25 protein-coding genes and 1 tRNA gene are annotated in these 25585 nt (G+C 59.2%); 16 read left to right on the top strand and 10 right to left on the bottom strand.

Annotated features, from left to right (window positions below):
* Window positions 1-2 precede the first annotated feature (2 nt).
* Window positions 3-560, bottom strand: a complete 558-nt coding sequence (locus PSUM_RS29890) for a hypoxanthine-guanine phosphoribosyltransferase (RefSeq protein ID WP_020799757.1) — start codon at window positions 558-560, stop codon at window positions 3-5.
* Between the two features lie 162 nt (window positions 561-722).
* On the opposite strand from PSUM_RS29890, the gene upp reads away from it, so the two are divergent.
* Together upp and PSUM_RS29900 are read left to right on the top strand one after the other, a co-directional pair.
* Window positions 723-1361 carry a uracil phosphoribosyltransferase gene (gene upp, locus PSUM_RS29895; protein WP_008060213.1) on the top strand — a complete coding sequence of 213 codons (639 nt, stop codon included), beginning with the start codon at window positions 723-725 and terminating at the stop codon, window positions 1359-1361.
* 2 nt (window positions 1362-1363) lie between these two features.
* Entirely contained in the window at window positions 1364-2638 is a 1275-nt protein-coding gene (locus tag PSUM_RS29900) for a uracil-xanthine permease family protein (protein WP_020799756.1), read from the top strand.
* A gap of 97 nt (window positions 2639-2735) precedes the next feature.
* On the opposite strand, the gene hemH is transcribed toward PSUM_RS29900, so the two are convergent.
* Together hemH and PSUM_RS29910 are read right to left on the bottom strand one after the other, a co-directional pair.
* The gene (gene hemH / locus PSUM_RS29905; RefSeq protein ID WP_020799755.1) at window positions 2736-3761 is read right to left on the bottom strand and encodes a ferrochelatase; all 1026 of its coding nucleotides are present in this window, start codon (window positions 3759-3761) and stop codon (window positions 2736-2738) included.
* Between the two features lie 13 nt (window positions 3762-3774).
* Complete coding sequence (locus tag PSUM_RS29910) at window positions 3775-4677, bottom strand: TIGR01777 family oxidoreductase (RefSeq protein WP_083349745.1); 903 nt, start codon at window positions 4675-4677, stop codon at window positions 3775-3777.
* Window positions 4678-4875: 198 nt separating this feature from the next.
* Between PSUM_RS29910 and PSUM_RS29915 the strand changes: the two genes are divergently transcribed.
* The 6 genes from PSUM_RS29915 to PSUM_RS29940 all read left to right on the top strand — a co-directional run bounded on the left by PSUM_RS29915 (window position 4876) and on the right by PSUM_RS29940 (window position 10637).
* Complete coding sequence (locus PSUM_RS29915) at window positions 4876-5862, top strand: NAD(P)/FAD-dependent oxidoreductase (protein WP_020799752.1); 987 nt, start codon at window positions 4876-4878, stop codon at window positions 5860-5862.
* A gap of 148 nt (window positions 5863-6010) precedes the next feature.
* Entirely contained in the window at window positions 6011-6970 is a 960-nt protein-coding gene (locus PSUM_RS29920) for a YbgA family protein (RefSeq protein WP_083349746.1), read from the top strand.
* The gene (locus PSUM_RS29925; RefSeq protein ID WP_033044013.1) at window positions 6970-7911 is read left to right on the top strand and encodes a MerR family transcriptional regulator; all 942 of its coding nucleotides are present in this window, start codon (window positions 6970-6972) and stop codon (window positions 7909-7911) included. The genes PSUM_RS29920 and PSUM_RS29925 overlap by 1 nt, the downstream gene beginning before the upstream one ends.
* 34 nt (window positions 7912-7945) lie before the next feature.
* Entirely contained in the window at window positions 7946-9391 is a 1446-nt protein-coding gene (phrB, locus tag PSUM_RS29930; RefSeq protein WP_083349747.1) for a deoxyribodipyrimidine photo-lyase, read from the top strand.
* 72 nt (window positions 9392-9463) lie between these two features.
* Window positions 9464-10246 (top strand): SDR family NAD(P)-dependent oxidoreductase, encoded by a 783-nt coding sequence (locus PSUM_RS29935; RefSeq protein WP_020799748.1) that lies wholly within the window; start codon window positions 9464-9466, stop codon window positions 10244-10246.
* A gap of 85 nt (window positions 10247-10331) precedes the next feature.
* Window positions 10332-10637: a YkgJ family cysteine cluster protein gene (locus tag PSUM_RS29940; protein WP_033044015.1), complete on the top strand. Its 306-nt coding sequence runs from the start codon at window positions 10332-10334 to the stop codon at window positions 10635-10637.
* A gap of 60 nt (window positions 10638-10697) precedes the next feature.
* Here PSUM_RS29940 and PSUM_RS29945 read toward each other — a convergent pair whose 3' ends face one another.
* The 6 genes from PSUM_RS29945 to hemA all read right to left on the bottom strand — a co-directional run bounded on the left by PSUM_RS29945 (window position 10698) and on the right by hemA (window position 16066).
* Complete coding sequence (locus PSUM_RS29945) at window positions 10698-11216, bottom strand: acyloxyacyl hydrolase (protein ID WP_083349748.1); 519 nt, start codon at window positions 11214-11216, stop codon at window positions 10698-10700.
* 117 nt (window positions 11217-11333) lie between these two features.
* Window positions 11334-12125: a glutamate racemase gene (murI, locus tag PSUM_RS29950; RefSeq protein WP_083349749.1), complete on the bottom strand. Its 792-nt coding sequence runs from the start codon at window positions 12123-12125 to the stop codon at window positions 11334-11336.
* A complete protein-coding gene (locus tag PSUM_RS29955; protein ID WP_020799743.1) occupies window positions 12118-12873 on the bottom strand; it encodes a molybdopterin-synthase adenylyltransferase MoeB in 756 nt (251 codons plus the stop codon). Before PSUM_RS29955 ends, murI begins: the two co-directional genes overlap by 8 nt.
* Window positions 12867-13697: a peptide chain release factor N(5)-glutamine methyltransferase gene (gene prmC / locus PSUM_RS29960; protein ID WP_083349750.1), complete on the bottom strand. Its 831-nt coding sequence runs from the start codon at window positions 13695-13697 to the stop codon at window positions 12867-12869. Before prmC ends, PSUM_RS29955 begins: the two co-directional genes overlap by 7 nt.
* The gene (prfA, locus tag PSUM_RS29965; protein ID WP_020799741.1) at window positions 13698-14780 is read right to left on the bottom strand and encodes a peptide chain release factor 1; all 1083 of its coding nucleotides are present in this window, start codon (window positions 14778-14780) and stop codon (window positions 13698-13700) included.
* On the bottom strand, window positions 14777-16066 hold the full coding sequence (gene hemA, locus PSUM_RS29970) for a glutamyl-tRNA reductase (RefSeq protein ID WP_033044017.1): 1290 nt from the start codon (window positions 16064-16066) through the stop codon (window positions 14777-14779). The genes prfA and hemA overlap by 4 nt, the downstream gene beginning before the upstream one ends.
* Before the next feature lie 314 nt (window positions 16067-16380).
* Here hemA and PSUM_RS29975 point away from each other — a divergent pair, with 314 nt between their 5' ends.
* The 8 genes from PSUM_RS29975 (at window position 16381) to ychF (ending at window position 23297) form a co-directional block, all read left to right on the top strand.
* On the top strand, window positions 16381-18105 hold the full coding sequence (locus PSUM_RS29975) for a tetratricopeptide repeat protein (RefSeq protein WP_042955698.1): 1725 nt from the start codon (window positions 16381-16383) through the stop codon (window positions 18103-18105).
* Window positions 18106-18109: 4 nt separating this feature from the next.
* A complete protein-coding gene (gene lolB, locus PSUM_RS29980; protein WP_020799738.1) occupies window positions 18110-18727 on the top strand; it encodes a lipoprotein insertase outer membrane protein LolB in 618 nt (205 codons plus the stop codon).
* 1 nt (window position 18728) lies between these two features.
* Window positions 18729-19580 carry a 4-(cytidine 5'-diphospho)-2-C-methyl-D-erythritol kinase gene (ispE, locus tag PSUM_RS29985; RefSeq protein WP_083349751.1) on the top strand — a complete coding sequence of 284 codons (852 nt, stop codon included), beginning with the start codon at window positions 18729-18731 and terminating at the stop codon, window positions 19578-19580.
* Window positions 19581-19616: 36 nt separating this feature from the next.
* Window positions 19617-19691 (top strand) — tRNA-Gln (locus tag PSUM_RS29990).
* Between the two features lie 45 nt (window positions 19692-19736).
* A complete protein-coding gene (locus PSUM_RS29995; RefSeq protein ID WP_003171603.1) occupies window positions 19737-20678 on the top strand; it encodes a ribose-phosphate pyrophosphokinase in 942 nt (313 codons plus the stop codon).
* Between the two features lie 142 nt (window positions 20679-20820).
* Window positions 20821-21420, top strand: coding sequence for a 50S ribosomal protein L25/general stress protein Ctc (locus tag PSUM_RS30000; RefSeq protein ID WP_007981839.1), 600 nt, complete (start codon window positions 20821-20823; stop codon window positions 21418-21420).
* A 169-nt stretch (window positions 21421-21589) separates the two neighbouring features.
* Window positions 21590-22174 carry an aminoacyl-tRNA hydrolase gene (gene pth, locus PSUM_RS30005; protein ID WP_020799735.1) on the top strand — a complete coding sequence of 195 codons (585 nt, stop codon included), beginning with the start codon at window positions 21590-21592 and terminating at the stop codon, window positions 22172-22174.
* 22 nt (window positions 22175-22196) lie between these two features.
* Window positions 22197-23297, top strand: a complete 1101-nt coding sequence (ychF, locus tag PSUM_RS30010) for a redox-regulated ATPase YchF (RefSeq protein ID WP_020799734.1) — start codon at window positions 22197-22199, stop codon at window positions 23295-23297.
* A gap of 64 nt (window positions 23298-23361) precedes the next feature.
* Here the strand turns inward: ychF and PSUM_RS30015 are convergent, their stop codons facing one another.
* A complete protein-coding gene (locus PSUM_RS30015) occupies window positions 23362-25563 on the bottom strand; it encodes an OsmC domain/YcaO domain-containing protein (RefSeq protein ID WP_020799733.1) in 2202 nt (733 codons plus the stop codon).
* Window positions 25564-25585 lie beyond the last annotated feature (22 nt).

The raw sequence follows: 25585 nt of genomic DNA on the forward strand, positions 1-25585 counted from the left end.
TCTTACATTCCTTTAACGGCAAAAATCCCGTTGGCGTTGCGCCAGTAGCCTTTGTAGTCCATGCCGTAGCCGAAGATGTAACGGTCGATGCAAGGCAAACCGACGAAATCCGCCTTCAGGTCCGGACGAGCCTTGCGGTCGTGGTCTTTGTCGATCAGCACGGCAGTGTGCACTTTACGCGCGCCAGCGTGCTTGCAGAAGTCGATGATGGCACCCAGGGTGTGACCTTCGTCAAGGATATCGTCGATGATCAGCACGTCACGGTCGATGAACGACACTTCAGGCTTGGCTTTCCAGAACAGCTCGCCGCCGCTGGTTTCGTTGCGATAGCGGGTGGCGTGCAGGTAGGAGGCTTCCAGCGGGAATTGCAGATGGGTGAGCAGTTTGCCGGAGAAAATCAACCCGCCGTTCATCACGCAGAACACCACCGGATTGCTGTCCGCCAATTGTTCGTTGATTTGTGCACCGACGCGGGCGATGGCCGCCTCGACTTCAGCTTCGGTGTACAGGCAGTCAGCCTCTCGCATGATTTGACGGATATGCTCGAGATCAGCGGACATGGCGCTCTCCAGGGGGGGCAGTTTCGGAAAAGTCGGCAAAGGTACGCATCAAGTGAGGCCAGATCAAGCGATTGTGGACTAACGTACTCTATGTCTATAGGACATCACCCTCGGATAGATTAATCTAGCCCGGTTTTTTTGCCCGCCGCCGGAGCCTTTCCCATGCCCATCCTCGAGATCCGCCACCCGCTGATCCGTCACAAACTTGGCCTAATGCGCCGCGCAGACATCAGCACGAAGAATTTCCGCGAGCTCGCTCAGGAAGTCGGCGCCCTGCTGACCTATGAAGCCACCAAAGACCTGCCGTTGGAAACCTACGATATCGAAGGTTGGTGCGGCACCGTGTCGGTCGAGAAAATCGCCGGCAAGAAAATTACCGTCGTGCCGATCCTGCGTGCCGGTATCGGCATGCTCGAAGGCGTGCTGAGCCTGATCCCGGGCGCCAAAGTCAGCGCCGTGGGCGTGGCCCGCAACGAGGAAACCCTCGAAGCCCACACCTACCTCGAGAAGCTGGTGCCGGAAATCGACGAACGCCTGGCAATGATCATCGACCCGATGCTCGCCACCGGCGGCTCGATGGTTGCCACCATCGACCTGCTGAAAAAAGCCGGTTGCAAGGACATTCGCGCCATGGTCCTTGTCGCTGCACCAGAAGGTATCGCCGTGGTCGAGAAAGCTCACCCGGACGTGATCATCTACACCGCGTCCATTGACCAGAAACTCAACGAACACGGTTACATCATCCCGGGCCTGGGCGATGCTGGCGACAAGATCTTCGGCACCAAGCAGAAGGACGCGTGAGCATGCAGCAAGAGTTCAACGATCCGCTCTGGCGCACGGTGCTGTCTGGCGCCCAGATGCTGTTCGTGGCCTTCGGCGCCCTGGTGTTGATGCCGCTGATCACGGGGCTCGACCCCAACGTGGCACTGTTCACCGCAGGCCTGGGGACGATTCTGTTCCAGGTCGTCACCGGGCGCCAGGTGCCGGTGTTCCTGGCATCGAGCTTCGCGTTCATTACTCCGATCATTCTCGCCAAGGGCCAATTCGGCCTCGCTGCGACGATGGGCGGCGTGATGGCGGCCGGTTTTGTCTATACGTTCCTCGGCCTGGCAGTGAAAATCAAAGGCACCGGCTTCATCGATCGCCTGCTGCCACCGGTGGTGATTGGCCCGGTGATCATCTCCATCGGCCTGGCAATGGCGCCGATCGCCGCCAACATGGCGATGGGCAAGGCCGGTGACGGTAGTGAACTGATTCATTACCAGACGGCGATGCTGATCTCGATGCCGGCGTTGCTGACCACCTTGATCGTCGCAGTGTTCGGCAAAGGCATTTTCCGCCTGGTGCCGATCATTTCCGGCGTCTTCGTCGGGTTTGCCATGTCGTTCTACTTTGGCGTGGTCGATACCGCGAAAATTGCCGCTGCACCATGGTTCGCCATTCCCCACTTCACCGCGCCAGAATTCAACTGGCAGGCGATCCTGTTCATCGTTCCGGTAGCCCTGGCCCCAGCCATCGAGCACATTGGCGGCGTGATCGCCGTGGGTAGCGTGACCGGTCGCGATTACCTGAAGAAGCCTGGCCTGCATCGCACCCTGTTGGGCGATGGCATTGCCACCACCGCCGCCGGCCTGTTCGGCGGTCCGCCCAACACCACCTATGCCGAAGTGACGGGCGCGGTGATGCTGACCAAGAACTACAATCCGAAAATCATGACCTGGGCGGCGATCTTCGCCATTAGCCTGGCGTTCATCGGCAAATTCGGTGCGCTGCTGCAAAGCATTCCGGTACCCGTGATGGGCGGGATTCTTTGCCTGTTGTTCGGCTCGATTGCGGCCGTGGGGATGAACACCCTGATTCGCCACAAGATCGACCTGGGTGAAGCACGCAACCTGGTGATCGTCTCGGTGACGCTGGTGTTCGGTATTGGCGGCGTGCTGGTCGGCACGGGCACTGGCCCGGACGATTTCGGCCTCAAAGGCATCGCGCTGTGCGCGGTGGTGGCGATTGCGCTGAACCTGATCCTGCCGGGCAATGACAGCTGGAAGCACAAGAAGGCGCAAGATCCGCTGTTGTAATGGCTTGAGTTCATCACCGTCGATGAAATAGCTTTCGCGAGCAGGCTCGCTCCCACAGAGGAGATCTATTGTGGGAGCGAGCCTGCTCGCGAAGCTTTTAAAGCACCAGCGGTGCTCGTTCGCACAACGCACTCAACGCCTTCGCCCACTGCGGATCATCGTTGAGGCACGGCACCAGCACCAACTCCTCCCCTCCCGCTTCGCGGAACTGCTCCAGCCCCCGATCACCGATTTCTTCCAGCGTCTCGATGCAATCGGCCACGAACGCCGGGCACATCACCAGCACCTTTTTCACGCCGCTTTTGCCAAGCTCATCCAGGCGAGCCTCGGTGTAGGGTTCAATCCACTTGGCGCGCCCAAGGCGCGACTGGAACGACACCGACCATTTGCCATCCGGCAATCCCATGCGCTTGGCGAATTCGGATGCCGTGCGCAGGCATTGGGCGCGGTAGCAGGTCGCCAATACTTCTGGCGAAGCGGTCTGGCAGCAATCAGCGCTTTTGAAGCAATGGTGACCGGTAGGGTCGATCTTGCTCAGGTGCCGCTCCGGTAATCCATGGAAGCTCAACAACAGGTGATCGTAACCCTGCAGCAAATACGGCTTGGCGCTGGCCACCAGCGCGTTGAGGTATTCCGGTTGATCGTAGAACGGCTGGAGAATCGAAAACTGCACATCCAGCCGCTTCTCGCGCACCACTCGCTTGGCCTCCTCGATCACCGTGGTCACGGTGCTGTCGGCGAACTGTGGATAAAGGGGTGCGAGAGTGATCTTCCTGTGACCCTGGGCCGCCAGGCGTACCAACGTCGATTCAATCGATGGCTCGCCATAACGCATCGCCAATTCCACCGGGCCGTGATGCCACTGCTCAGTCATGGCCTGCTGCAGGCGACGGCTGAGCACCACCAGCGGCGATCCCTCGTCCCACCAGATCGATGCGTAGGCATGCGCCGACTGTTCGGGACGCTTGATCAGGATCAGCGAAACCAGCAAGCGTCGCACCGGCCATGGCAGGTCGATCACATACGGGTCCATCAAAAATTGATTGAGGTAACTGCGCACATCCGCCACCGAAGTGGAGGCTGGTGAGCCCAGGTTGACCAGAAGCAACGCGTGATCGGTCATGCAACGTCCTATTTCAAAGGCGGCTGGAAAGGTCGTCCAGGGCCGCGCGCAAATCAGTGAACTGGAAAGTGAATCCCGCTTCCAGCAAGCGAGTCGGTACTGCCTTCTGGCCGCCCAGCAACAACAATGACAATTCACCCAGGCCTACCTTTAATACCAGGGCCGGCATGGGCATGAACGTCGGGCGATGCAGCACGCTGCCCAACGTCTTGGCGAATTCTCGGTTGCGCACCGGTTTGGGCGCGCAGGCATTATAAGGACCACTGGCGCTTTGCCGGTGCAGAAGAAAATCAATCAGGGCGATCTGATCGTTGATATGGATCCACGGCATCCACTGCCGGCCACTGCCGATAGGCCCGCCCAGTCCCAGTTTGAACGGTATCAACAGGCGCGACAAAAAGCCGCCCTCTGCAGACAACACCAGCCCGGTACGAATGAAAATCACGCGAATACCCAAACCTTCGGCGCGCTGGGCAGTTTCCTCCCAGGCAATGCATAACTGACTGGCAAAATCATCGATGACCGGTGGTGAGTCCTCAGTCAGTTCGCGCTCACCGCCATCGCCATACCAACCGACCGCGGACCCAGAAATCAGGACCGGCGGCTTCTGTTCACGACTTTCGAGCCATGCCAGCAGGGTTTCAGTCAGGGTGATGCGGCTACTCCACAATAGGGCTTTGCGTTTGTGGGTCCATGGGCGATCGGCAATGGGGGCACCGGCCAGATTGACGATGGCGTCGAGCGGGTCTTGTCCGATTTCTTCAAGCCGCCCGATGCCGCGCACTTGGGCGCCGCAGATCTTGGCGACCTTTGCAGGCGTGCGGCTCCAGACCGTAAGACGATGTCCTTGACTCAACCAGTGCCGGCAGAGCTGACGTCCTATCAAACCAGTACCGCCGGTCAGCAATATGTGCATGACTTCTTCCTCGCGTGGCGTTTTACCCTGATCACTAGTCTATTTTTATAAGCAAGGGATCTTTTGGTATCGGGTAGGCTCTGTGTTTAACAATAGGCCAAGCTGTCAGAACGAGAACGCTGAAAGTTATACCAAAAAACAATATTGTACAGGTTTCAACCCCGGCGTAGTCTGTACAGACAGGTAAACGAGGCCCTTATGACTGTACCTATCGCAATCATCGGCACCGGCATTGCCGGACTCTCAGCCGCACAAGCCCTGACCGACCTGGGGTATGTCGTGCAACTTTTCGATAAAAGCCGCGGCAGTGGCGGACGCATGTCGAGCAAGCGCAGCGATGCGGGTGCCCTGGACATGGGCGCGCAATATTTCACCGCCCGCGACCGTCGTTTTGTCACCGAAGTCCAGCGCTGGCAGGCCCGTGGCTGGGTCGCCGAATGGACACCGCAGCTATACACCTTCCATGGTGGCCGGCTCGATCTGTCGCCGGACGAGCAGACGCGCTGGGTTGGCACCCCGCGGATGAGCGCCATCACCCGATCCCTGCTGGGCGACCTGGAAGTGCATTTCGCCTGCCGGATCACCGAGGTGTATCGCGGCGAAGAACACTGGCACCTGCAGGATGCCGAAGGCTTCACCCATGGTCCGTTCAGCCATGTGGTCATCGCCACCCCGGCACCCCAGGCAACCGCGCTGCTGGCCTCCGCGCCAAAACTCGCTGGCGCCGCCGCCGGGGTAAAAATGGACCCTACCTGGGCCGTTGCACTGGCGTTCGAGACCCCCCTGGAAACACCAATGGAAGGCTGCTTCGTGCAGGACAGTCCGATTGACTGGCTGGCTCGTAATCGCAGCAAACCAGGGCGCGACAACACCCTCGACACCTGGGTGCTGCACGCCAACAGTGCCTGGAGTCGCCAGCATATCGACTTGCCCAAAGAAGCAGTGATCGAGCAATTGCACGGCGCGTTCGCCGAGCTCTTGCACGATGCCATGCCCGCACCCAGCTTCAGCCTGGCCCACCGCTGGCTCTATGCCCGCCCTGCCAGCAGCCATGAGTGGGGCACCCTGGCTGATGCGGACCTGGGCCTGTATGCGTGCGGCGACTGGTGCCTTTCCGGACGCGTCGAAGGTGCTTGGCTCAGCGGCCAGGAAGCTGCCCGACGCTTGCATGCACACTTGCAGTGAACTGCATTAGACCGAGTTGAAGGCTGGTAACCGTAGGAGCCGCCAACAATCCTGTACAAACAGTTTGACTTGTACACCTTTGAATCTATGATGAACCTATGTTGTACAGACTTTCAGCTCTGTACAGGTTTAGATTCCGAGGTGTTCGATGCCCCTGCCCCCTGCCAAACCGAAAATCGCCATCAGCGCCTGCCTGATGGGTTTTGACGTGCGCTACAACGGCGGGCACAAGGCTTCTCGCCTGTGCATCCAGGTCCTCAGCGACTATTTCGATTTCGTCCCGATCTGCCCTGAAGTCGCCATCGGCCTGGGCACCCCGCGCCAGCCAATCCGCCTGGTAGGGGATGCGGATGCACCTCAGGCCGTCGGCACTGTCGACCGCGAGATCAACGTTACCCGGCCGCTGGCGGACTATGGTCGGCACATGGCGGCGGAACTTGACGATATCTGCGGTTACATCTTCATGCAGCAATCCCCTTCCTGCGGCCTGGAGCGGGTCAAGGTCTACCACGTCAATGGCGCACCGCAGAAGGGTGGTGGCCGGGGCATCTACGCCCAAGCGTTCTGTGCCCAGCAAGGAGACTTGCCGGTGGAAGAAGACGGTCGGCTGAACGACCCGGTGTTGCGAGAAAACTTTATCACCCGTGTATTCGCCTACAGCGCCTGGCAACAGTTGTTGCACGAAGGCCTGAGTCGCCGTGGATTGACAACATTTCACTCGCGCTACAAGTACCTGCTGATGGCCCACAACCCGGTGCAATACAAAACGCTCGGCAATTTGCTGGGCAACATGGGGCAGACCGACCCGAAAGAGCTCGGACCACGCTACTTCAGCCTGTTGATGGCGGCCCTGAAGCAATGCGCAACCCGCCGCACCCACACCAATGTCTTGCAGCACCTCTGCGGTTACCTGAAAAAAGCCATCAGCGCCGAGGACAAGAAAGAGGTGCAAAACCTCATCGGGCAATACCGCCAAGGCATCGTGCCGCTGGTGGTGCCGCTGACGTTGCTCAAGCATCACTTTCGCCAGCATCCCGACCCGTACATCGATCAGCAGGCGTACCTGCAACCCCACCCGGAAAATCTCAGCCTGCGAAATGCAATCTAATGAAATCCCGACTCGACAGCAGCGCCAGCGAAGACTTTGGTGCCGACTTCAAGAAGGCCCTGGATGATGGCTGGCTGCCGATTCGCGAAGTTGCCCGGCAGACTGGGGTGAACGCCGTGACACTGCGAGCCTGGGAACGTCGCTACGGCCTGATCGTGCCGCACCGCACGCCCAAGGGGCACCGGCTGTTCTCGGCTGAACATGTCCAACGTATTCTGACGATTCTCACCTGGCTCAACCGCGGCGTGGCCGTCAGCCAGGTCAAGCAACTGCTCGACACGCCGCAGGCTTTCAGCGAACTCGTTGAAAACGATTGGCAAGTGTTGCGCAATACCCTGTTCACCGCCGTCACGCAGCTGACCGAACGCCCCCTGGACGACACCATCAACCAAGCCATGGCGTTGTACCCGCCGCGCACCCTGTGCGAGCAGTTACTCATGCCCCTGCTGGCGGAGCTGGAACAACGCTGGCAAGGCCAGTTCGGCACGCAAATGGAGCGAGGATTTTTTTACTCCTGGCTCAGAAGCAAATTTGGCGCGCGCCTCTACCACAACAACCGCCAGTTACACGGCGCGCCACTGCTGCTGATCAATCAATCGGATCTGCCACTCGAACCTCACGTGTGGCTCACGGCCTGGTTGATCAGCAGTGCCGATTGCCCGGTGCAAGTGTTTGACTGGCCATTGCCCGCCGGTGAACTTGCGCTGGCTGTCGATCTTCTGCAAGCACGGGGCGTGCTGCTTTATTCCAGCAAAGCCATAAAACTTTCAACATTGCCGAAACTTTTAAACAGCCTCAGTTGCCCAAAAATGATCGTCGGAGCGACGGTGTGCATCCACCACACCGAGTTGTGCGCAATAACTTCCGAAATCAGTGACCTGTACCTGGCCGACAGCCCCTTGGCGGCGCACCAGGCACTCGTTCAACGGGGGCTCATCTAATGGCGTTTGTTCAATGAAACGGGCGAACACAACAATGCAATTGATCTGGCTGCGCAGCGACCTGCGCCTGCATGACAACACCGCCCTCTCGGCCGCGGCAGCCCGTGGCCCGACCGTGGCGGTGTATCTATTGAGCCCGGAGCAATGGCGCGAACATGATGATGCCCCCTGCAAAGTGGACTTCTGGCTGCGCAACCTGCAGGCGTTGAGTGGTGCGCTGGGCCAGTTGAACATTCCCCTGCTGATCCGCCATGCCCCACGCTGGGATGACGCACCGGCAGTGCTGCTCGAGTTGTGCCGGCAATTGCAGATCGATGCGGTGCATCTCAACGAGGAATACGGCATCCACGAAACCCGCCGCGATGCAGTGGTAGCCCAGGCCCTGAAAGCCGAAGGCATCGAGGTCCATGACTATCTCGACCAACTGCTATTCAAGCCCGGCAGTGTGCTGACCAAAACCGGTAGTTACTTTCAGGTCTTCAGTCAGTTCCGCAAAGTCTGTTATGAACGACTGCATCATTCACTGCCCAGTCTGGTACGCACACCACTGGCGCAAACCGCACTGAATATTGCCAGCGACGCCATCCCGACGCAGGTCGAAGGGTTCGACGCCCCCCCGGAGAGCCTGCGTGAGCTGTGGCCGGCCGGTGAAGACGAAGCCCGGCGCCGTCTCGACAGTTTTACCGACATACAGATCGACTACTACCAGAGCGAGCGCGACTTTCCGGCAAAACCCGGCACCAGCCAGCTCTCGGCCTATCTGGCCGCCGGGGTGATTTCGCCCCGCCAGTGCCTGCATGCCGCGCTGCAAAGCAACCAGGGCGAGTTCGAAAGCGGCAAGGTCGGCGCCATCACCTGGATCAATGAACTGCTGTGGCGCGAGTTCTACAAACACATCCTGGTGGGCTACCCGCGGGTTTCTCGTCACCGTGCCTTTCGCCCGGAAACCGAAGCCCTGGCGTGGCGCAACGCCCCTGAAGAACTGGCCGCCTGGCAGCAGGGCCGCACCGGTTTGCCGATCATCGACGCAGCCATGCGCCAACTGCTGGAAACCGGCTGGATGCACAATCGCCTGCGCATGGTGGTGGCGATGTTCCTGACCAAGAACCTGCTGATCGACTGGCGCGAGGGCGAACGCTTTTTCATGCGCCACCTGATCGACGGCGACCTGGCCGCGAACAACGGCGGCTGGCAATGGAGTTCGTCCACCGGCACCGATTCGGCGCCTTATTTCCGTATCTTCAACCCGCCGAGCCAGTCGGAAAAATTCGACGCCGAAGGCTTGTTCATCAAGCACTGGCTCCCGCAACTGTCGGGGCTCGATAAAAAGGCTGTGCATAACCCGGCGCATCTTGGCGGTTTGTTCGGCGTGGCAGGTTATCCGGCGCCGATCGTCGACCTGAGCACCTCCCGCGCCCGCGCCCTGGCTGCCTTCAAGAATCTGCCGTCGCGGCAGACTGCCGGGAGCCTCCATGAATAACCTCCTGCAGCGTCTCTATGAACACCAGATGGAATTTGGCCGGGCGACTGGCTTTCTGCAAAGGAGAATGGGATGAATCTTACCCCTCCACGACGATACTGGTTGACCGGTGCGAGTAACGGCATTGGCGCCGCGCTGGCTGAAGAAATACTCAAGAGCGGCGCCCACCTGGCTGTTAGCGCCCGCTCGCTGGCCCCACTGAAAGTCTTGTCCCTGCGTTACCCCGGAAAAGTATTGGTGGTCGCTGGTGACTTGACCAACAGCCAGACAGTACGTGAAATCGGCGAACGGATTGCTCGGGACTGGGGCTCTCTGGACACCGTGATCCTTAACGCCGGCACCTGCGAATACGTCGATGGCAAGCAGTTCGACGCCTCGATCATCGAGCATGTGGTGCGCACCAACCTGCTCGCCAGCAGCTTCTGCATCGAAGCCGCGTTGCCATTGCTGCGCGCTGGTACCGCACCGCACCTGGTGGGCCTGGCCAGCTCGGTGACTTACCTGCCACTGCCCCGCGCCGAAACTTATCGCGGCTCGAAAGCCGGGATGCGTTACCTGTTCGAATCCCTGCGCATCGACCTCGCACCGGAAGGGATCGAAGTCACAATGGTCAATCCCGGGTTCGTCCAGACGACACTGAACGGGAAAAATGATTTACCCATGCCACTCTCCTGGAAGGCAGGGAAAGCTGCGCAGCACATCTTCCACGAAATCAGGAGCCGACCACTGGAGATCGCGCTGCCGGGGATGCTCATGTCCACCCTATGGCCGCTACCGAAAATGCTCGACCGGACGAAGCTGGCGATTGGCAAACGCATGGTTCGCAGCAGCCCGCCAATCATGGATCAGTTGTGATCGAAAGACTTGCAGCGGATGCCAGCGACTGAGCGTCCGTCAGAGCTTTCACACGGTGCCGGCTGACTGCCTTACACTGCGCGCCATGAAAAACATCCCTCACCTACAAATCGCCACCCCCGCGGTGACCTGCTCGACTTGTGCAGCCTGCTGCTGCCAGCTCGAAGTCATGCTGATCACCGATACCGGCGTGCCCGAGCGATTCATCGACACCGATGACTGGGGTGGAGAGGTCATGTTGCGCCTGGACGACGGCTGGTGTGCCGCGCTGGATCGCAACACGATGATGTGCACCATCTACGAAAAACGCCCGCTGATCTGCAGGGAATTCGAGATGGGGGCGGCGGAATGCATCGAAGAGCGCCAAGGGATTTCGACGGCGTATCGCTGAAACTCAATGTGGGAGCCAGCAGGCTAGCTCCCACAGGGTATGTTGCTCAGACATTGATCCTTACAACGGCATCGTGTAATGCAGCGCGTAACTTTCTATACCATCGTTCGGGCTGGTAATCCCGGCATTGGAATAGTGCGTCGCGCGAACTCCGACTTCATGCCCACCGGCAAAGCGCAGGCCCACACCTAAGCGATCCTCGAACTGAAACGCGCTGCCCAGTTCATTGCTTTCGACTTCAGTACTGGCGAACACCGCCACGCCAAACCCGAGCTCGACGTAAGGCTTAACGCTCTGACCGGCGAACTCGTAAACAAACACTGGCGAAAATGAAAGGCTGTGATTGCTGGTGGTCTCGTCGCCATCCCAATAGGTGTAGGCGCCGCTCCAGTAACCGGTTAAACGACCCACGTCGCTCTGCCACCAACTCTTGTCCCAATCGAATTGCATGCCCAATCGATAAGTCATGGTTGATTCGCCGGTCTGACCGACTCCGAACTCCACGCCTGCTGCTTGCGAAGTGAAACTGTGCCCCATCAATGCAGCCGCAATCGCGGCCAAACAAAATAGTCGCTTCATAGAAACATCCTTATCCCAACGATTACGTTCGGTATTTTATTGATCTACGTTCACAGCTATAGAAGTCGACGGTTATTCAGAAGTTCAGCCCAAATTCTTCCTCTGCCCAGAATTTGCTTACTCTTCAAAGCTTCGCACAACACCAGCGTTATTCCACAGTATCGGCAATATATTTGTGAAATGAACAGGATCGGCGCTCGTCCAGAATTGCGCAGCACGAGCAGGCCCGGCGGCCAGTAATTCGCGCTCGGCGAGCAAGCGCTGAAGCTGACGCGCAACCGCCGCACCTGTATCGATCAGGCTGATGTCGTCGGGGATCATCTGTTTGAGCAAGGGCTTGAGGAAAGGGTAATGGGTGCAGCCCAGGATGATGGTGTCGGCACCCTCGGCAAGCAGCGGCCGGACGTAACGCTCCAGCAGCTGGTGCAGGACGGGACTGTGCAAGTCGCCTTTTTCGATCAACTCGACCAACCCCGGGCAAGGTTGGGTGATCACTCGAACGTCGGTGGCGAAGCGGTCGAGCAACGCGGCGAACTTGGCGCTCTGCAGGGTTCCCGTCGTGGCCAGCACGCCGACCACGCCACTGCGGGTAGCGGCAGCGGCCGGCTTGACGGCGGGCTCCATGCCGACGATGGGCCATTGCGGGTAATCGCGACGCAAGTCGGCAACACCGGCGACAGTGGCGGTGTTGCAGGCCAGGACAAGGGCCTTGGCGCCCTGGCGTTGAAAAAACTCGGCCATGACGCTGCAACGCTGCTGGATAAATTCCGGGGTTTTCTCGCCGTAGGGAATGTTCCCGCAATCGGCGACATACAACAGGGATTCGTCAGGCAACAAACGCTGGATCTCGGCTAGCACCGAAAGCCCGCCGACACCGGAGTCGAATACGCCAATCGGCGCTTCACGCATGCTTGGGCCCACAGACGCTGCAACCCGGATCTCGCTTGACTCGCAATTCGCGAAAGCGCGAACCCAAGGCGTCGATCAGCAGCAGGCGCCCTACCAGCGGCTCGCCGAATCCGGCCAGCAACTTCAACGCTTCAAGCGCTTGCAGGCTGCCGACCAGTCCCACCAACGGCCCGACCACCCCGGCCTCACTGCAGGTCAATTCAGCTTCGCTGCCGTGCCCATATAGACAGTGGTAGCACGGGCTTTCTGCTCGACGCGGATCGAACACCGACAACTGCCCTTCAAGGCGAATCGCCGCACCACTGACCAGCGGCTTGCTGGCGCTCACGCAAGCCGCGTTGACCGCTTCACGGGTGGAGAAATTGTCCGAGCAATCGAGGACCAGGTCTACGGCGGCGACAGTAGCGGCCAGGGAATCTTCATCGAGTGCTGCACGATGAGCGATCAAGCGGATTTCGGGGTTGATCGCCGTCAGGCGCTTGATTGCCGAATCGACTTTGCCCATGCCGACGCTGTCGGTGTCGTGAATGATCTGGCGCTGCAGGTTGGTCAGGTCGACCGTGTCGAAATCCGCCAGATGTAATTCGCCAACCCCTGCGGCGGCGAGGTACAGCGCCACCGGCGCACCAAGGCCACCGAGGCCGACGATCAATACTCGGCTGTCCTTGAGCCGCAACTGGCCGTCGATATCGATGTGTTGCAGCAGAATCTGCCGACTGTAACGCAGCAACTCCTGATCATTCAGCACGGCAGGCGCCCCAGACTGATGCGTTGGTGACCGCCCAGATCGGTGCGGCTGTGAACTTGCTCGAAACCGCGGGTCAACAGCAAATCGCGGACGGCCTCGGCCTGATCGTAACCATGCTCGAGCATCAGCCAGCCGCCCGTGTCGAGATGGTCCGGCGCCTGGGCGACGATCAGACGCAGATCATCAAGCCCGTCGACACCGGCCACCAGGGCGCTGGCCGGTTCAAAACGCACATCGCCCTCGACCAGGTGCGGGTCGGTGGCTGCAATGTAGGGCGGGTTACTGATGATCAGTTGAAAACGTTGACCTTCCAGGGCGCTGAACCAATGGCTGCTCAGTACCTTGGCGTTATTCAGATGCAGGCGTTGGCGATTGCGTTCGGCCAGGGCTACGGCTTCCAGCACGCGATCCACGGCAGTGACGCTCCAGGCCGGACGCTCGCTGGCCAGGGCCAAGGCAATCGCGCCACTGCCAGTGCCCAGGTCGAGTACGTTGGCGGGGGTGGCCGGCAACAGCTCCAACGCGGCCTCCACCAGCAACTCGGTGTCTGGCCGCGGGATCAGCGTGTGCGGCGCAACTTCCAGGTCGAGCTTCCAGAAACCTTGCTGGCCAAGAATGTACGCCACCGGTTCACCGCTGCGGCGGCGCTGCAAATACTCGGCGAAGGTCAACGCCGCTTCGCTCGGCACGATGCGTTCCGGCCAGGTGTGCAGGAAGCTGCGGGACTTGCCCAGCGCAGCCGCCAGCAACAGTTCGGCATCCAGGCGCGCCGTGGGCGAGTCGGGCAGATCGGCTGCACGCAACAAACTGGCAATGATCGTCATTTACTCACCTATCGCGGCCAGTTGATCGGCCTGGTACTCGGCCAGCAACGGCTCGATCACGGCATCGACGCCCCCGGCGAGGATTTCGTCGAGCGAATACAGCGTCAGGTTCACCCGGTGGTCGGTCACCCGGCCCTGGGCAAAGTTGTAGGTACGGATACGTTCGGAGCGGTCCCCCGAGCCCACCAGCAGCTTGCGCTCACTGGCGATGGCATTGGCGGCGGCACTGGTTTGCTGGTCATTGAGCTTGGCCGACAGCCAGGACATCGCCCGCGCACGGTTCTTGTGCTGCGAACGCTCTTCCTGGCACTCCACGACAATACCGGACGGCAAGTGTGTGATGCGGATCGCCGAATCGGTCTTGTTCACGTGCTGACCGCCCGCACCGGAGGAGCGGTAGGTATCGATGCGCAGGTCTGCCGGGTTGATCTCGATCGCTTCCTGCTCGTCCGGCTCGGGCAACACCGCCACGGTGCAGGCCGACGTGTGGATGCGTCCCTGGGACTCGGTCGCCGGCACCCGTTGCACGCGGTGGGCGCCGGACTCGAACTTCAGCTTGCCATAGACGTTGTCGCCTTCGACTCGCGCAATCACTTCCTTATAGCCGCCGTGTTCACCCTCGTTTTCCGAGAGGATCTCCACCCGCCAGCCGCGACGCTCGGCGTAACGCGAGTACATGCGGAACAAGTCGCCAGAGAAAATCGCCGCCTCGTCACCGCCGGTGCCGGCGCGGATTTCGAGGAATACGTTGCGCCCGTCATTCGGGTCCTTGGGCAGCAACATGCGTTGCAGGTTGGCTTCGAGCTCGACCAGGCGCTCCTTGGCTTCGCGGACTTCTTCCACGGCCATCTCCCGCATGTCCGGGTCGCTATCCTTGAGCAGCGCCTGGGCGCCTTCGAGGTCGCCCTGCACCTTGAGCAACTGTTTGTAGGTTTCGACGATCGGCTCGACTTCCGCGTATTCCTTGGAATAGGCACGGAACTTGTTTTGATCGGAAATGACCTCGCCATCGCCAAGCAAGGCGGTCAATTCCTCGAAACGGTCCTGGAGGATGTCCAGCTTATTGAGCAGTGACGCTTTCATTGCGGTTTCTTATCCGAAAAGCTATCCGATGAGCCCTCACCGAGGGCAAAGAGTTCCTGGGCCATCGCCAGCGCATCGAGGCGACCTTCGGCAGAGAGCTTTTTCAACTGCACGCTCGGTGCGTGCAAGAGTTTATTGGTCAGGCCGCGCGCCAGTTGCACCAGCACCTCCTCGGGGCTGCTGCCATTGGCCAGCAGGCGCTGGGCCTTTTGCAATTCTTCGTCGCGCAAGCGTTCGCTCTGTTGACGATAGGCCTTGAGCACGTCCACCGCCGCCAACTCACGCAGGCGCACCATGAAGTCTTCGGCGCCCACCGAGACCATCTCTTCGGCCGCCTGGGCTGCACCCTGGCGACTCTTGAGGTTCTCGGCGACCACTTCGTGGAGATCGTCGACGCTGTAGAGGTATACGTCGTCCAACTCGCCGACTTCTGGCTCGATATCCCGTGGCACGGCAATATCGACCATGAAGATCGGTTTGTGCTTGCGCAGTTTCAGGGCGCTTTCAACGGCGCCCTTGCCAAGGATCGGCAACTGGCTCGCCGTGGAACTGATGACAATGTCGCTGCGCACCAACTCTGCCGGAATGTCCGATAGCAGCACCGCATGGGCGCCAAACTGCTCGGCCAGAATACTCGCGCGCTCCAGCGTGCGGTTGGCCACCACGATACGTTTCACGCCCAGGTCGTGCAGATGACGGGCGACCAGTGTAATGGTCTCGCCGGCACCGATCAGCAAGGCCTGGCTACGTTGCAGGTCACTGAAGATCTGTTTGGCCAGGCTGACCGCGGCAAACGCCACGGACACCGGGTTCTCGCCGATGGCGGTGTCGGTGCGCACTTGCTTGGCCGCATTGAACGTCGCCTGGAACAAGCGCCCGAGCAACGGTCCGACGGTGCCGGCCTCGCGAGCCACGGCGTAGGCCGACTTCATCTGGCCGAGGATCTGCGGCTCGCCCAACACCAGCGAATCAAGCCCGGAAGCGACTCGCATCATGTGACGAACTGCCGCATCGTCTTCGTGCACATAAGCACTCGCACGCAGCTCATCGAGGCTCAAATGATGATATTCGGCCAGCCAGCGCAACACGGTATCCGCCGACAGGTGATCCTGCTCTATATAGAGTTCACTGCGATTGCAGGTGGAGAGGATCGCAGCTTCGCGGCTGTCGGTGAGTCGGCAGAGCTGCTGCAAGGCCTCGACCAGCTGTTCAGGGGTAAAGGCCACGCGCTCGCGGACGTCTACTGAAGCAGTCTTGTGGTTAATACCGAGTGCAAGGAAGGCCATTCAAAGTCGCTGGTGGTGACGTGAAGCCGGCAATTGTCCTACTTCGTCAGATTCAGAACAACTACTCGATATCTATTGGCCTGGTAGGCGGTATCCCGACCTGCGATCCATTCTCGTTTCAGCCTTTGTAGGAGCTGCCGCAGGCTGCGATCTTTTGATCTTGAAAAAGCAAAATCAAAAGATCGCAGCCTGCGGCAGCTCCTACAGGGTGGGGCCGGGCATGGGGTGTGACGGTAAATTGCCGGGGCCGGTTATGTTTGACCGAAGGCTTGTGTCATGATGATCCGACCGCAGGTTAGTCGTCCTCTTCCTATATGAATAGATCTTCCGCGTTGCTCCTCGCCCTCGTCTTTCTCAGCGGCTGCCAGGCCTTGGCTCCCGTGTCGACGGATGACCCGTCGCCGGTCGAAGACTCCACCCCGGCCCCTGAAAAGCCCAAGGTCTACAGTTCATTCAGCGAAGACACCGTCTTCAGCCTGCTGAGTGCGGAGCTGGCTGGCCAGCGCAATCGTTTCGACATCGCCCTGGACAACTACGTGACCCAGGCCATCAATACCCAGGATCCGGGCATCTCCGAGCGGGCATTCCGCATTGCCGAGTACCTGGGCGCCGACCAGGCCGCCCTGGACACGGCACTGATCTGGGCCAAAAACGCGCCGGACGACCTTGAGGCCCAGCGGGCCGCCGCCGTGCAGTTGGCACGCGCCGGGCGCTATGACGATTCCATGGTCTACATGGAGAAAGTGCTGCAGGGCAAGGGCGATACCCATTTCGACTTCCTCGCTCTGTCCGCGGCCGATACCGACCAGGACACGCGCAATGGCCTGATGAAAAGTTTTGACCGTTTGCTGCAGCGCCACCCGAACAACGGCCAGCTGATTTTCGGCAAGGCTTTGCTGCTGCAACAGGATGGCGACACCAAAGGCGCACTGACCCTGCTGGAAGACAATCCGCCGGACGATGGAGAAATCGCCCCCATCCTGCTGCGCGCACGCTTGCTGCAGTCCCTTGATCGCGGCGACGAAGCCTTGCCCCTGCTGCAAAAAAGCATCAAGAAGTATCCGGATGACAAGCGCCTTCGCCTGACTTACGCGCGCATGCTGGTTGAACAGGACCGCATGGATGATGCCAAGGCCGAGTTCTCAAGCCTGGTGCAGCAATACCCCGAAGACGACGACCTGCGTTATTCCCTGGCGCTCGTCTGCCTGGAGGCCAAGGCCTGGGACGAGGCCAAGGGCTACCTTGAAGACCTGATCGCCCGTGACAGCCATGTCGACTCGGCGCACCTGAACCTTGGGCGCATTGCTGAAGAACGTAACGATCCCCAAGGCGCGCTGATCGAGTACGGCCAGGTCGGCCCGGGTAACGACTATTTGCCTGCACAACTGCGTCAGGCCGACATTCTGATGAATAACGGCAAGACTGCCGAAGCCCAGCGCAAGCTGGCGGCAGAGCGCGATGAGCAACCGGACTATGCGATCCAGTTGTACCTGATCGAAGCCGAAACCCTGTCCGCCAACAAACAGGGGGACAAGGCCTGGAAAGTCCTGGAACAAGCCCTGCAAAAATACCCGGACGACCTGAATCTGCTTTATACCCGCGCCATGCAGGCGGAAAAACGCAATGACCTGGCACAAATGGAAAAAGACCTGCGCCTGATCATCAAGCGCGATCCAGACAATGCCATGGCATTGAACGCCCTCGGTTATACCCTGTCTGACCGCACGACGCGGTACGCCGAAGCCAAGGCGCTGATCGAGCAAGCGCACCGGATCACTCCGGAAGACCCGGCGGTTCTCGACAGCCTCGGCTGGGTGAACTACCGCATGGGCAATCTCGACGAAGCCGAGCGCCTGCTGCGCCAGGCCCTGGAGCGCTTCCCCGACCAGGAAGTCGCCGCCCACCTCGGTGAAGTCCTGTGGGCCAATGGCAAGCAACGCGAAGCGCGGCAAATCTGGGGCAAGTTCCTCAAGGATCAGCCCGACAGCCCTACCCTGCGCAGTACCATCAAGCGCCTGACCGGATCAGAGACTCTTTAAGATTATGTTTTTGCGCCACCTCATCGTTTTCAGTTTTATCGCCCTGCTCGCCGGCTGTGCGGGTTTCACTGCCCGCGAATCGGTCGTGGGCCACGGCAGCCCAGCGCAATGGCGCGAGCACAAACTGCAACTTGCGAGTCTTGATGGCTGGCAGATCGACGGCAAGATCGGCATCCGTGCGCCCAAGGACTCCGGCAGCGGCACGCTGTTCTGGCTGCAACGCCAGGAGTACTACGACATCCGCCTCTCGGGCCCATTGGGTCGCGGTGCAGCGCGCCTGACCGGGCGTCCGGGCAAGGTTTCCCTGGAGGTCGCTAATCAGGGACGCTACGAAGCGCCTTCCCCGGATGCCCTGCTTGAAGAACAGCTGGGCTGGAAGCTGCCGGTTTCCAACCTGGCCTGGTGGGTCCGCGGGCTCCCCGCACCGGACAGCAAAAGCCGCCTGACGCTCGATGGCGACAGCCGTCTGGCCAACCTCGAACAGGACGGCTGGCAGGTCGAGTACACGGCCTACACCGAGCAGAATGGTTACTGGTTGCCCGAGCGGATCAAACTGCACGGCACCGACCTGGATGTCACGCTGGTGATCAAGGCCTGGCAACCACGCAAATTGGGGCAATGACATGCCAGCCAATCGCCTGACCCTGCCGTCGCCGGCCAAACTCAATTTGATGCTGCACATTCTGGGTCGCCGCGAAGACGGCTACCATGAGCTACAGACGCTGTTTCAATTTCTCGACTACGGCGACGAAATCACCTTTGCCGTGCGCGACGACGGTGTCATTTGCCTGCACACCGAGTTCGAAGGCGTCCCCCACGACAGTAACTTGATCGTCAAGGCCGCGAAAAAACTTCAGGCGCAATCCGGCTGCTCGCTCGGTATTGATATCTGGATCGATAAAGTCCTGCCCATGGGCGGCGGCATCGGCGGCGGCAGTTCGAATGCCGCCACCACCCTGCTCGGCCTCAATCACCTCTGGCAACTGGGTTGGGACGAGGATCGGCTGGCCGCGCTGGGCTTGACGCTGGGCGCCGATGTCCCGGTTTTCGTGCGCGGCCATGCGGCTTTCGCCGAGGGCGTGGGCGAGAAACTGACCCCTGTCGACCCGGAGGAACCCTGGTATCTCGTGCTGGTGCCGCAAGTCTCTGTAAGTACGGCAGAAATTTTTTCAGATCCGTTGTTGACACGTAACACTCCTCCCATTAAAGTGCGCCCCGTTCCCAAGGGAAACAGTCGAAATGACTGCTTGCCGGTGGTAGCAAGGCGTTATCCAGATGTACGTAACGCATTGAATTTGTTAGGTAATTTTACCGAAGCAAAACTCACCGGAACTGGAAGTTGTGTGTTTGGGGGCTTCCCAAGCAAAGCTGAAGCTGATAAAGTCTCGGCCCTTCTTACAGAGACCCTTACAGGGTTTGTAGCAAAAGGAAGCAACATCTCGATTTTGCATCGCAAGCTGCAAAGTCTGCTCTAAAGGAACCGATTACTGGGTAATCGTTGCAACAGATACAGGGGCGTCGCCAAGCGGTAAGGCAGCAGGTTTTGATCCTGCCATGCGTTGGTTCGAATCCAGCCGCCCCTGCCATTTTCTATACTCATCCAGGTTACCCTCAGCCTCTAGGTACTGCGCGTGTCCAAGATGATGGTCTTTACGGGGAATGCTAACCCCGATCTGGCTCGGCGTGTCGTACGTCAGCTGCATATCCCTCTCGGTGACATCTCTGTCGGTAAATTCTCCGACGGCGAAATTACAGCCGAGATCAATGAAAACGTCCGCGGTAAAGATGTCTTCATTATTCAGCCGACTTGCGCTCCGACCAACGATAACCTGATGGAACTGGTAGTGATGGCTGATGCCTTCCGCCGCTCCTCGGCTACTCGTATCACTGCTGTTATTCCTTACTTTGGTTATGCCCGCCAGGATCGCCGTCCGCGTTCCGCACGTGTAGCTATCAGCGCGAAAGTCGTGGCTGACATGCTTACCGTAGTCGGTATCGACCGTGTTCTCACGGTTGATCTGCATGCTGACCAAATCCAGGGTTTCTTCGATATTCCGGTAGATAACATCTACGGCTCCCCGGTTCTGGTGGATGACATTGAAGATCAGCGCTTCGAAAACCTGATGATCGTATCCCCGGACATTGGTGGCGTCGTGCGTGCACGTGCCGTTGCCAAATCCCTGGGCGTGGATCTCGGGATCATCGACAAACGCCGTGAGAAAGCCAATCACTCTGAAGTGATGCATATCATCGGTGATGTCGAAGGGCGTACCTGTATTCTGGTCGATGACATGGTCGATACCGCCGGCACCCTGTGCCACGCGGCCAAGGCCTTGAAAGAGCATGGCGCTGCCAAGGTTTTCGCCTACTGCACGCACCCTGTGTTGTCCGGTCGCGCGATCGAAAACATCGAAAATTCCGTGCTGGACGAGCTGGTGGTGACTAACACCATCCCGCTGTCCGCTGCAGCACAAGCCTGTGCGCGTATCCGCCAACTGGATATCGCACCGGTAGTTGCCGAGGCGGTTCGCCGCATCAGCAATGAAGAATCGATCAGCGCGATGTTCCGCTAAGGGCCCTGCCCTTCTCGAAATGTCTCGTTGACGAAAAGCGCCCCGCCCCGGCATTCCTGTCGGGGCGGGGCTTTTTTGCCCATATCGCCTTTAGCGCTGGTCGCAAACGCTGGGGCGAGTGTGGTTATTTTGGAGATACAACATGAACGATTTTACTCTGAATGCTGAAGTGCGTTCCGACCTGGGGAAAGGTGCGAGCCGCCGCCTGCGTCGTCTCGCAAGCCTGGTTCCAGCTGTAGTTTACGGTGGCGACAAAGCCCCTGAATCCATCAGCATGCTGGCCAAAGAAGTTGCCAAACTGCTCGAAAACGAAGCGGCTTACAGCCACATCATCGAGCTGAACGTTGGTGGCACCAAGCAAAACGTCGTAATCAAAGCTCTGCAACGTCACCCGGCCAAAGGCCACGTGATGCACGCTGACTTCGTACGCGTAGTTGCCGGCCAGAAGCTGACCGCTATCGTTCCAGTGCACTTCATCAACGAAGAAGCACCGACCAAGAAAGGCGGCGAAATCTCGCACGTTGTTGCCGAGATCGAAGTTTCCTGCCTGCCGAAAGATCTGCCTGAGTTCATCGAAGTCGACCTGGCTGACGCTGAAATCGGTTCGATCATTCACCTGTCCGACCTCAAAGCCCCTAAAGGCGTTGAGTTTGTTGCTCTGGCACACGGCGATGACAAGGCTGTTGCCAACGTCCACGCTCCACGTGTTGCTCCAGAAGCTGCAGAAGGCGCTGCAGAGTAATTTACTCTGCGCTGCCGGAGTGACCGGAAACATCGCGGACTAGAGCGTAGCGAGAAAGCGGGCGAGAACGCGGAGTTTACATCATGGTAAATGAGCAATTTTCGTCCACTTTCGCCGCACTCCCTGATTGCGGCGATGTTATCCACCACTCCAATGAAGGGCCCCTATCGTGACTGCCATTAAACTGATCGTTGGCTTGGGAAATCCAGGCGCTGAATACGAACAGACCCGGCATAACGCAGGGGCCCTTTTTGTTGAGCGCATCGCGAACGCACAAGGTGTGAATCTTGTGGCGGACCGCAAATATTTCGGCCTGACCGGGCGCTTTTCGCATCAGGGTCAGGATGTTCGTCTGCTGATTCCCACCACGTACATGAACCGTAGCGGCCAGGCCGTGGCGGCCCTTGCAGGTTTCTTCCGCATCAAGCCTGAAGAAATCCTCGTGGCACACGACGAACTCGATCTTCCTCCGGGCGTTGCCAAACTCAAAGTGGGCGGCGGCCATGGCGGTCATAACGGTTTGCGCGACATCATTGCGCAACTGGGCAATCAGAACACTTTCCACCGCCTGCGGCTTGGCATCGGTCACCCGGGCGTCGCCAGCATGGTTTCAAATTTCGTCCTGGGTCGTGCGCCACGCGCCGAACAGGAAAAACTCGATGCCAGCATCGACTTTGCCCTCGGCGTGCTGCCGGATATCCTCGCCGGTGAATGGAACCGCGCGATGAAAAACCTGCACAGCCAGAAGGCCTGACTTTTACCCGAGGGGAAACACCATGGGATTCAATTGCGGCATCGTCGGCCTGCCTAACGTCGGCAAGTCCACCCTGTTCAACGCCCTGACCAAATCCGGTATCGCGGCCGAGAACTTCCCCTTCTGCACCATCGAGCCCAACAGCGGTATCGTGCCGATGCCGGATCCGCGCCTGCAGGCCCTGGCGGAAATCGTCAATCCAAAGCGCATCCTGCCGACCACCATGGAATTCGTCGACATCGCAGGTCTCGTGGCCGGCGCGTCGAAAGGTGAAGGCCTGGGCAACAAGTTTTTGGCCAACATCCGTGAAACCGATGCCATCGCCCACGTGGTCCGCTGCTTCGAAGACGAGAACGTGATTCACGTCTCCAACAGCGTCGACCCCAAACGCGACATCGAAATCATCGACCTGGAACTGATCTTCGCCGACCTCGACAGCTGCGAGAAGCAACTGCAGAAAGTCGCGCGCAACGCCAAGGGCGGCGACAAGGACGCAGTGGTCCAGAAAGGCCTGCTGGAGCAATTGATCTCGCACTTCACCGAAGGCAAGCCGGCGCGCAGCCTGATGAAGAACATGGGCACCGACGAGAAGGCGGTGATCAAGGGCTTCCACCTGCTGACCACCAAGCCGGTCATGTACATCGCCAACGTCGCTGAAGACGGTTTCGAGAACAACCCGCACCTGGACGTGGTCAAGGCCATCGCCGAAGAAGAAGGCGCCATGGTTGTTCCGGTGTGCAACAAGATCGAAGCGGAAATCGCCGAGCTCGATGACGGTGAAGAGAAAGACATGTTCCTCGAAGCCCTGGGCCTCGAAGAGCCTGGCCTGAACCGCGTGATCCGCGCTGGCTACGAAATGCTGCACCTGCAGACTTACTTCACCGCCGGTGTCGAAGAAGTCCGCGCCTGGACCGTGCGAGTCGGTGCTACCGCACCACAAGCTGCAGGCGTGATCCATACCGACTTCGAAAAGGGCTTCATCCGCGCCGAAGTGATCGCCTACAACGACTTCATCCAGTACAAGGGTGAAGCCGGTACCAAGGAAGCAGGCAAATGGCGCCTGGAAGGCAAGGATTACATCGTCAAGGACGGCGACGTGATGCACTTCCGCTTCAACGTCTGACGTTCGCAACCATTAACAAAAAAAGCACCCTGGGGTGCTTTTTTTGTGGGCGCTTTAAACGGGGTTAGCCCGTCACCTTCGCGCGCGCCGCGTGCAGTTTCTTGTAGCTCTCGATCAGTCGCAGATGCCTGTCGAGGCCTTCCAGCTTCATGCTGGTAGGCGTCAAGCCGAAGAAGCGCACGCTGCCGTTCACGGAGCCGATCGCGGCGTCCATGCGCTCGTTGCCGAACATCCGGCGGAAGTTGGCCTCGTAATCGGCCAGCTCCAGGTCCTCGTCCAGTTCCATCTCCAGCACCACGTTCACGGCCTGGTAGAACAAGCCGCGCTCGACCGTGTTGTCGTTGTACTGGAGGAACATTTCCACCAGCTCCTTGGCCTCTTCAAATTTCTGCAAGACGAGATTGAGCAACAACTTCAACTCCAGGATCGTCAACTGACCCCAGACGGTATTGTCGTCGAATTCGATGCCGATCAAGGTGGTGATGTCGGTGTAGTCATCCAGCTCGCTGTCTTCCAGACGCTTGAGCAGTGACTTCAGGCCGGCCTTGTCCAGGCTGTGCAGATTGAGGATGTCCTCACGGAAAAACAGCGCTTTGTTGGTGTTATCCCAGATCAGGTCGTCAACCGGATAAATTTCCGAGTAATCCGGCACCAGAATGCGGCAGGCCGTCGCGCCGATGTGCTCATACACCGCCATGTACACTTCTTTGCCCATGCCTTCGAGAATGCCGAACAAGGTCGCGGCTTCCTCGGCATTGGAGTTTTCACCCTGGCCGGAGAAGTCCCACTCCACGAATTCGTAATCGGACTGGGCACTGAAGAAGCGCCACGACACCACGCCGCTCGAATCGATGAAGTGCTCGACGAAGTTGTTAGGCTCAGTCACCGCATGGCCTTCAAAGGTCGGCAGGGGCAAGTCATTGAGGCCTTCGAAGCTGCGGCCCTGCAACAACTCCGTCAGGCTGCGTTCCAGCGCCACTTCCAGGCTCGGGTGCGCGCCGAACGAGGCGAATACACCACCGGTACGCGGGTTCATCAAGGTGACGCACATTACCGGGAACTCGCCCCCCAGGGACGCATCCTTCACCAACACAGGGAACCCCTGCTCTTCCAGCGCCTGGATACCGGCCAGTATCGCGGGGTATTTCGCCAGCACGTCGGCCGGCACATCCGGCAGGGCAAATTCACCTTCGATGATTTCGCGCTTTACCGCGCGCTCGAAGATTTCCGACAAGCACTGCACCTGCGCTTCGGCCAGCGTATTACCGGCGCTCATGCCATTGCTCAGGTACAGGTTTTCGATCAGGTTGGAGGGGAAATACACCACCTCGCCGTCTGACTGGCGTACATACGGCAGCGAACAGATGCCGCGCTCTTCGTTGCCCGAGTTGGTGTCGATCAGATGCGAGCCACGCAACTCGCCATCGCGGTTGTAAACCCGCAGGCAGTAGGCGTCGAGAATCTCCGGCGGCAGTTCATCTTTAGGGCCAGGCTGGAACCAGCGTTCGTTCGGGTAGTGTACAAACGCCGCATTGGCGATGTCCTCTCCCCAGAACTGATCGTTGTAGAAGAAGTTACAGTTCAACCGCTCGATGAACTCGCCCAAGGCCGACGCCAACGCGCCCTCTTTGGTCGCGCCCTTGCCATTGGTAAAGCACATAGGCGAGTGCGCATCGCGGATATGCAGCGACCATACATTGGGCACGATATTGCGCCACGAAGCGATTTCGATCTTCATGCCCAGGTCGGCCAGAATGCCCGACATGTTGGCAATGGTCTGTTCCAGCGGCAGGTCTTTGCCCACGATGTAGGTGCCCGCCCCTGAACCTGAAATGGAAGCCGGCATCAGCAACGCCTGGGCGTCGGCATCCAGGTTCTCCACCTCTTCAATCACGAACTCAGGCCCGGCCTGCACCACCTTTTTGACGGTGCAGCGGTCGATGGAGCGCAAGATGCCCTGACGGTCTTTGTCGGAGATATCTGCCGGCAACTCGACCTGAATCTTGAAAATCTGGTTGTAGCGGTTTTCCGGGTCGACGATGTTGTTCTGCGACAGTCGGATGTTTTCGGTAGGGATATTGCGAGTGTCGCAGTACAACTTCACAAAGTAAGCCGCACACAACGCCGACGAAGCCAGGAAGTAGTCGAACGGACCCGGTGCCGAGCCATCGCCCTTATAGCGGATAGGCTGGTCGGCCACCACGGTGAAGTCATCGAACTTGGCTTCAAGTCGAAGGTTGTCGAGAAAATTGACCTTGATTTCCATGCGGGATACCACAATAGCGAGC

The organism is Pseudomonas umsongensis, from assembly GCF_002236105.1.
GTDB classification, from domain to species: domain Bacteria; phylum Pseudomonadota; class Gammaproteobacteria; order Pseudomonadales; family Pseudomonadaceae; genus Aquipseudomonas; species Aquipseudomonas umsongensis.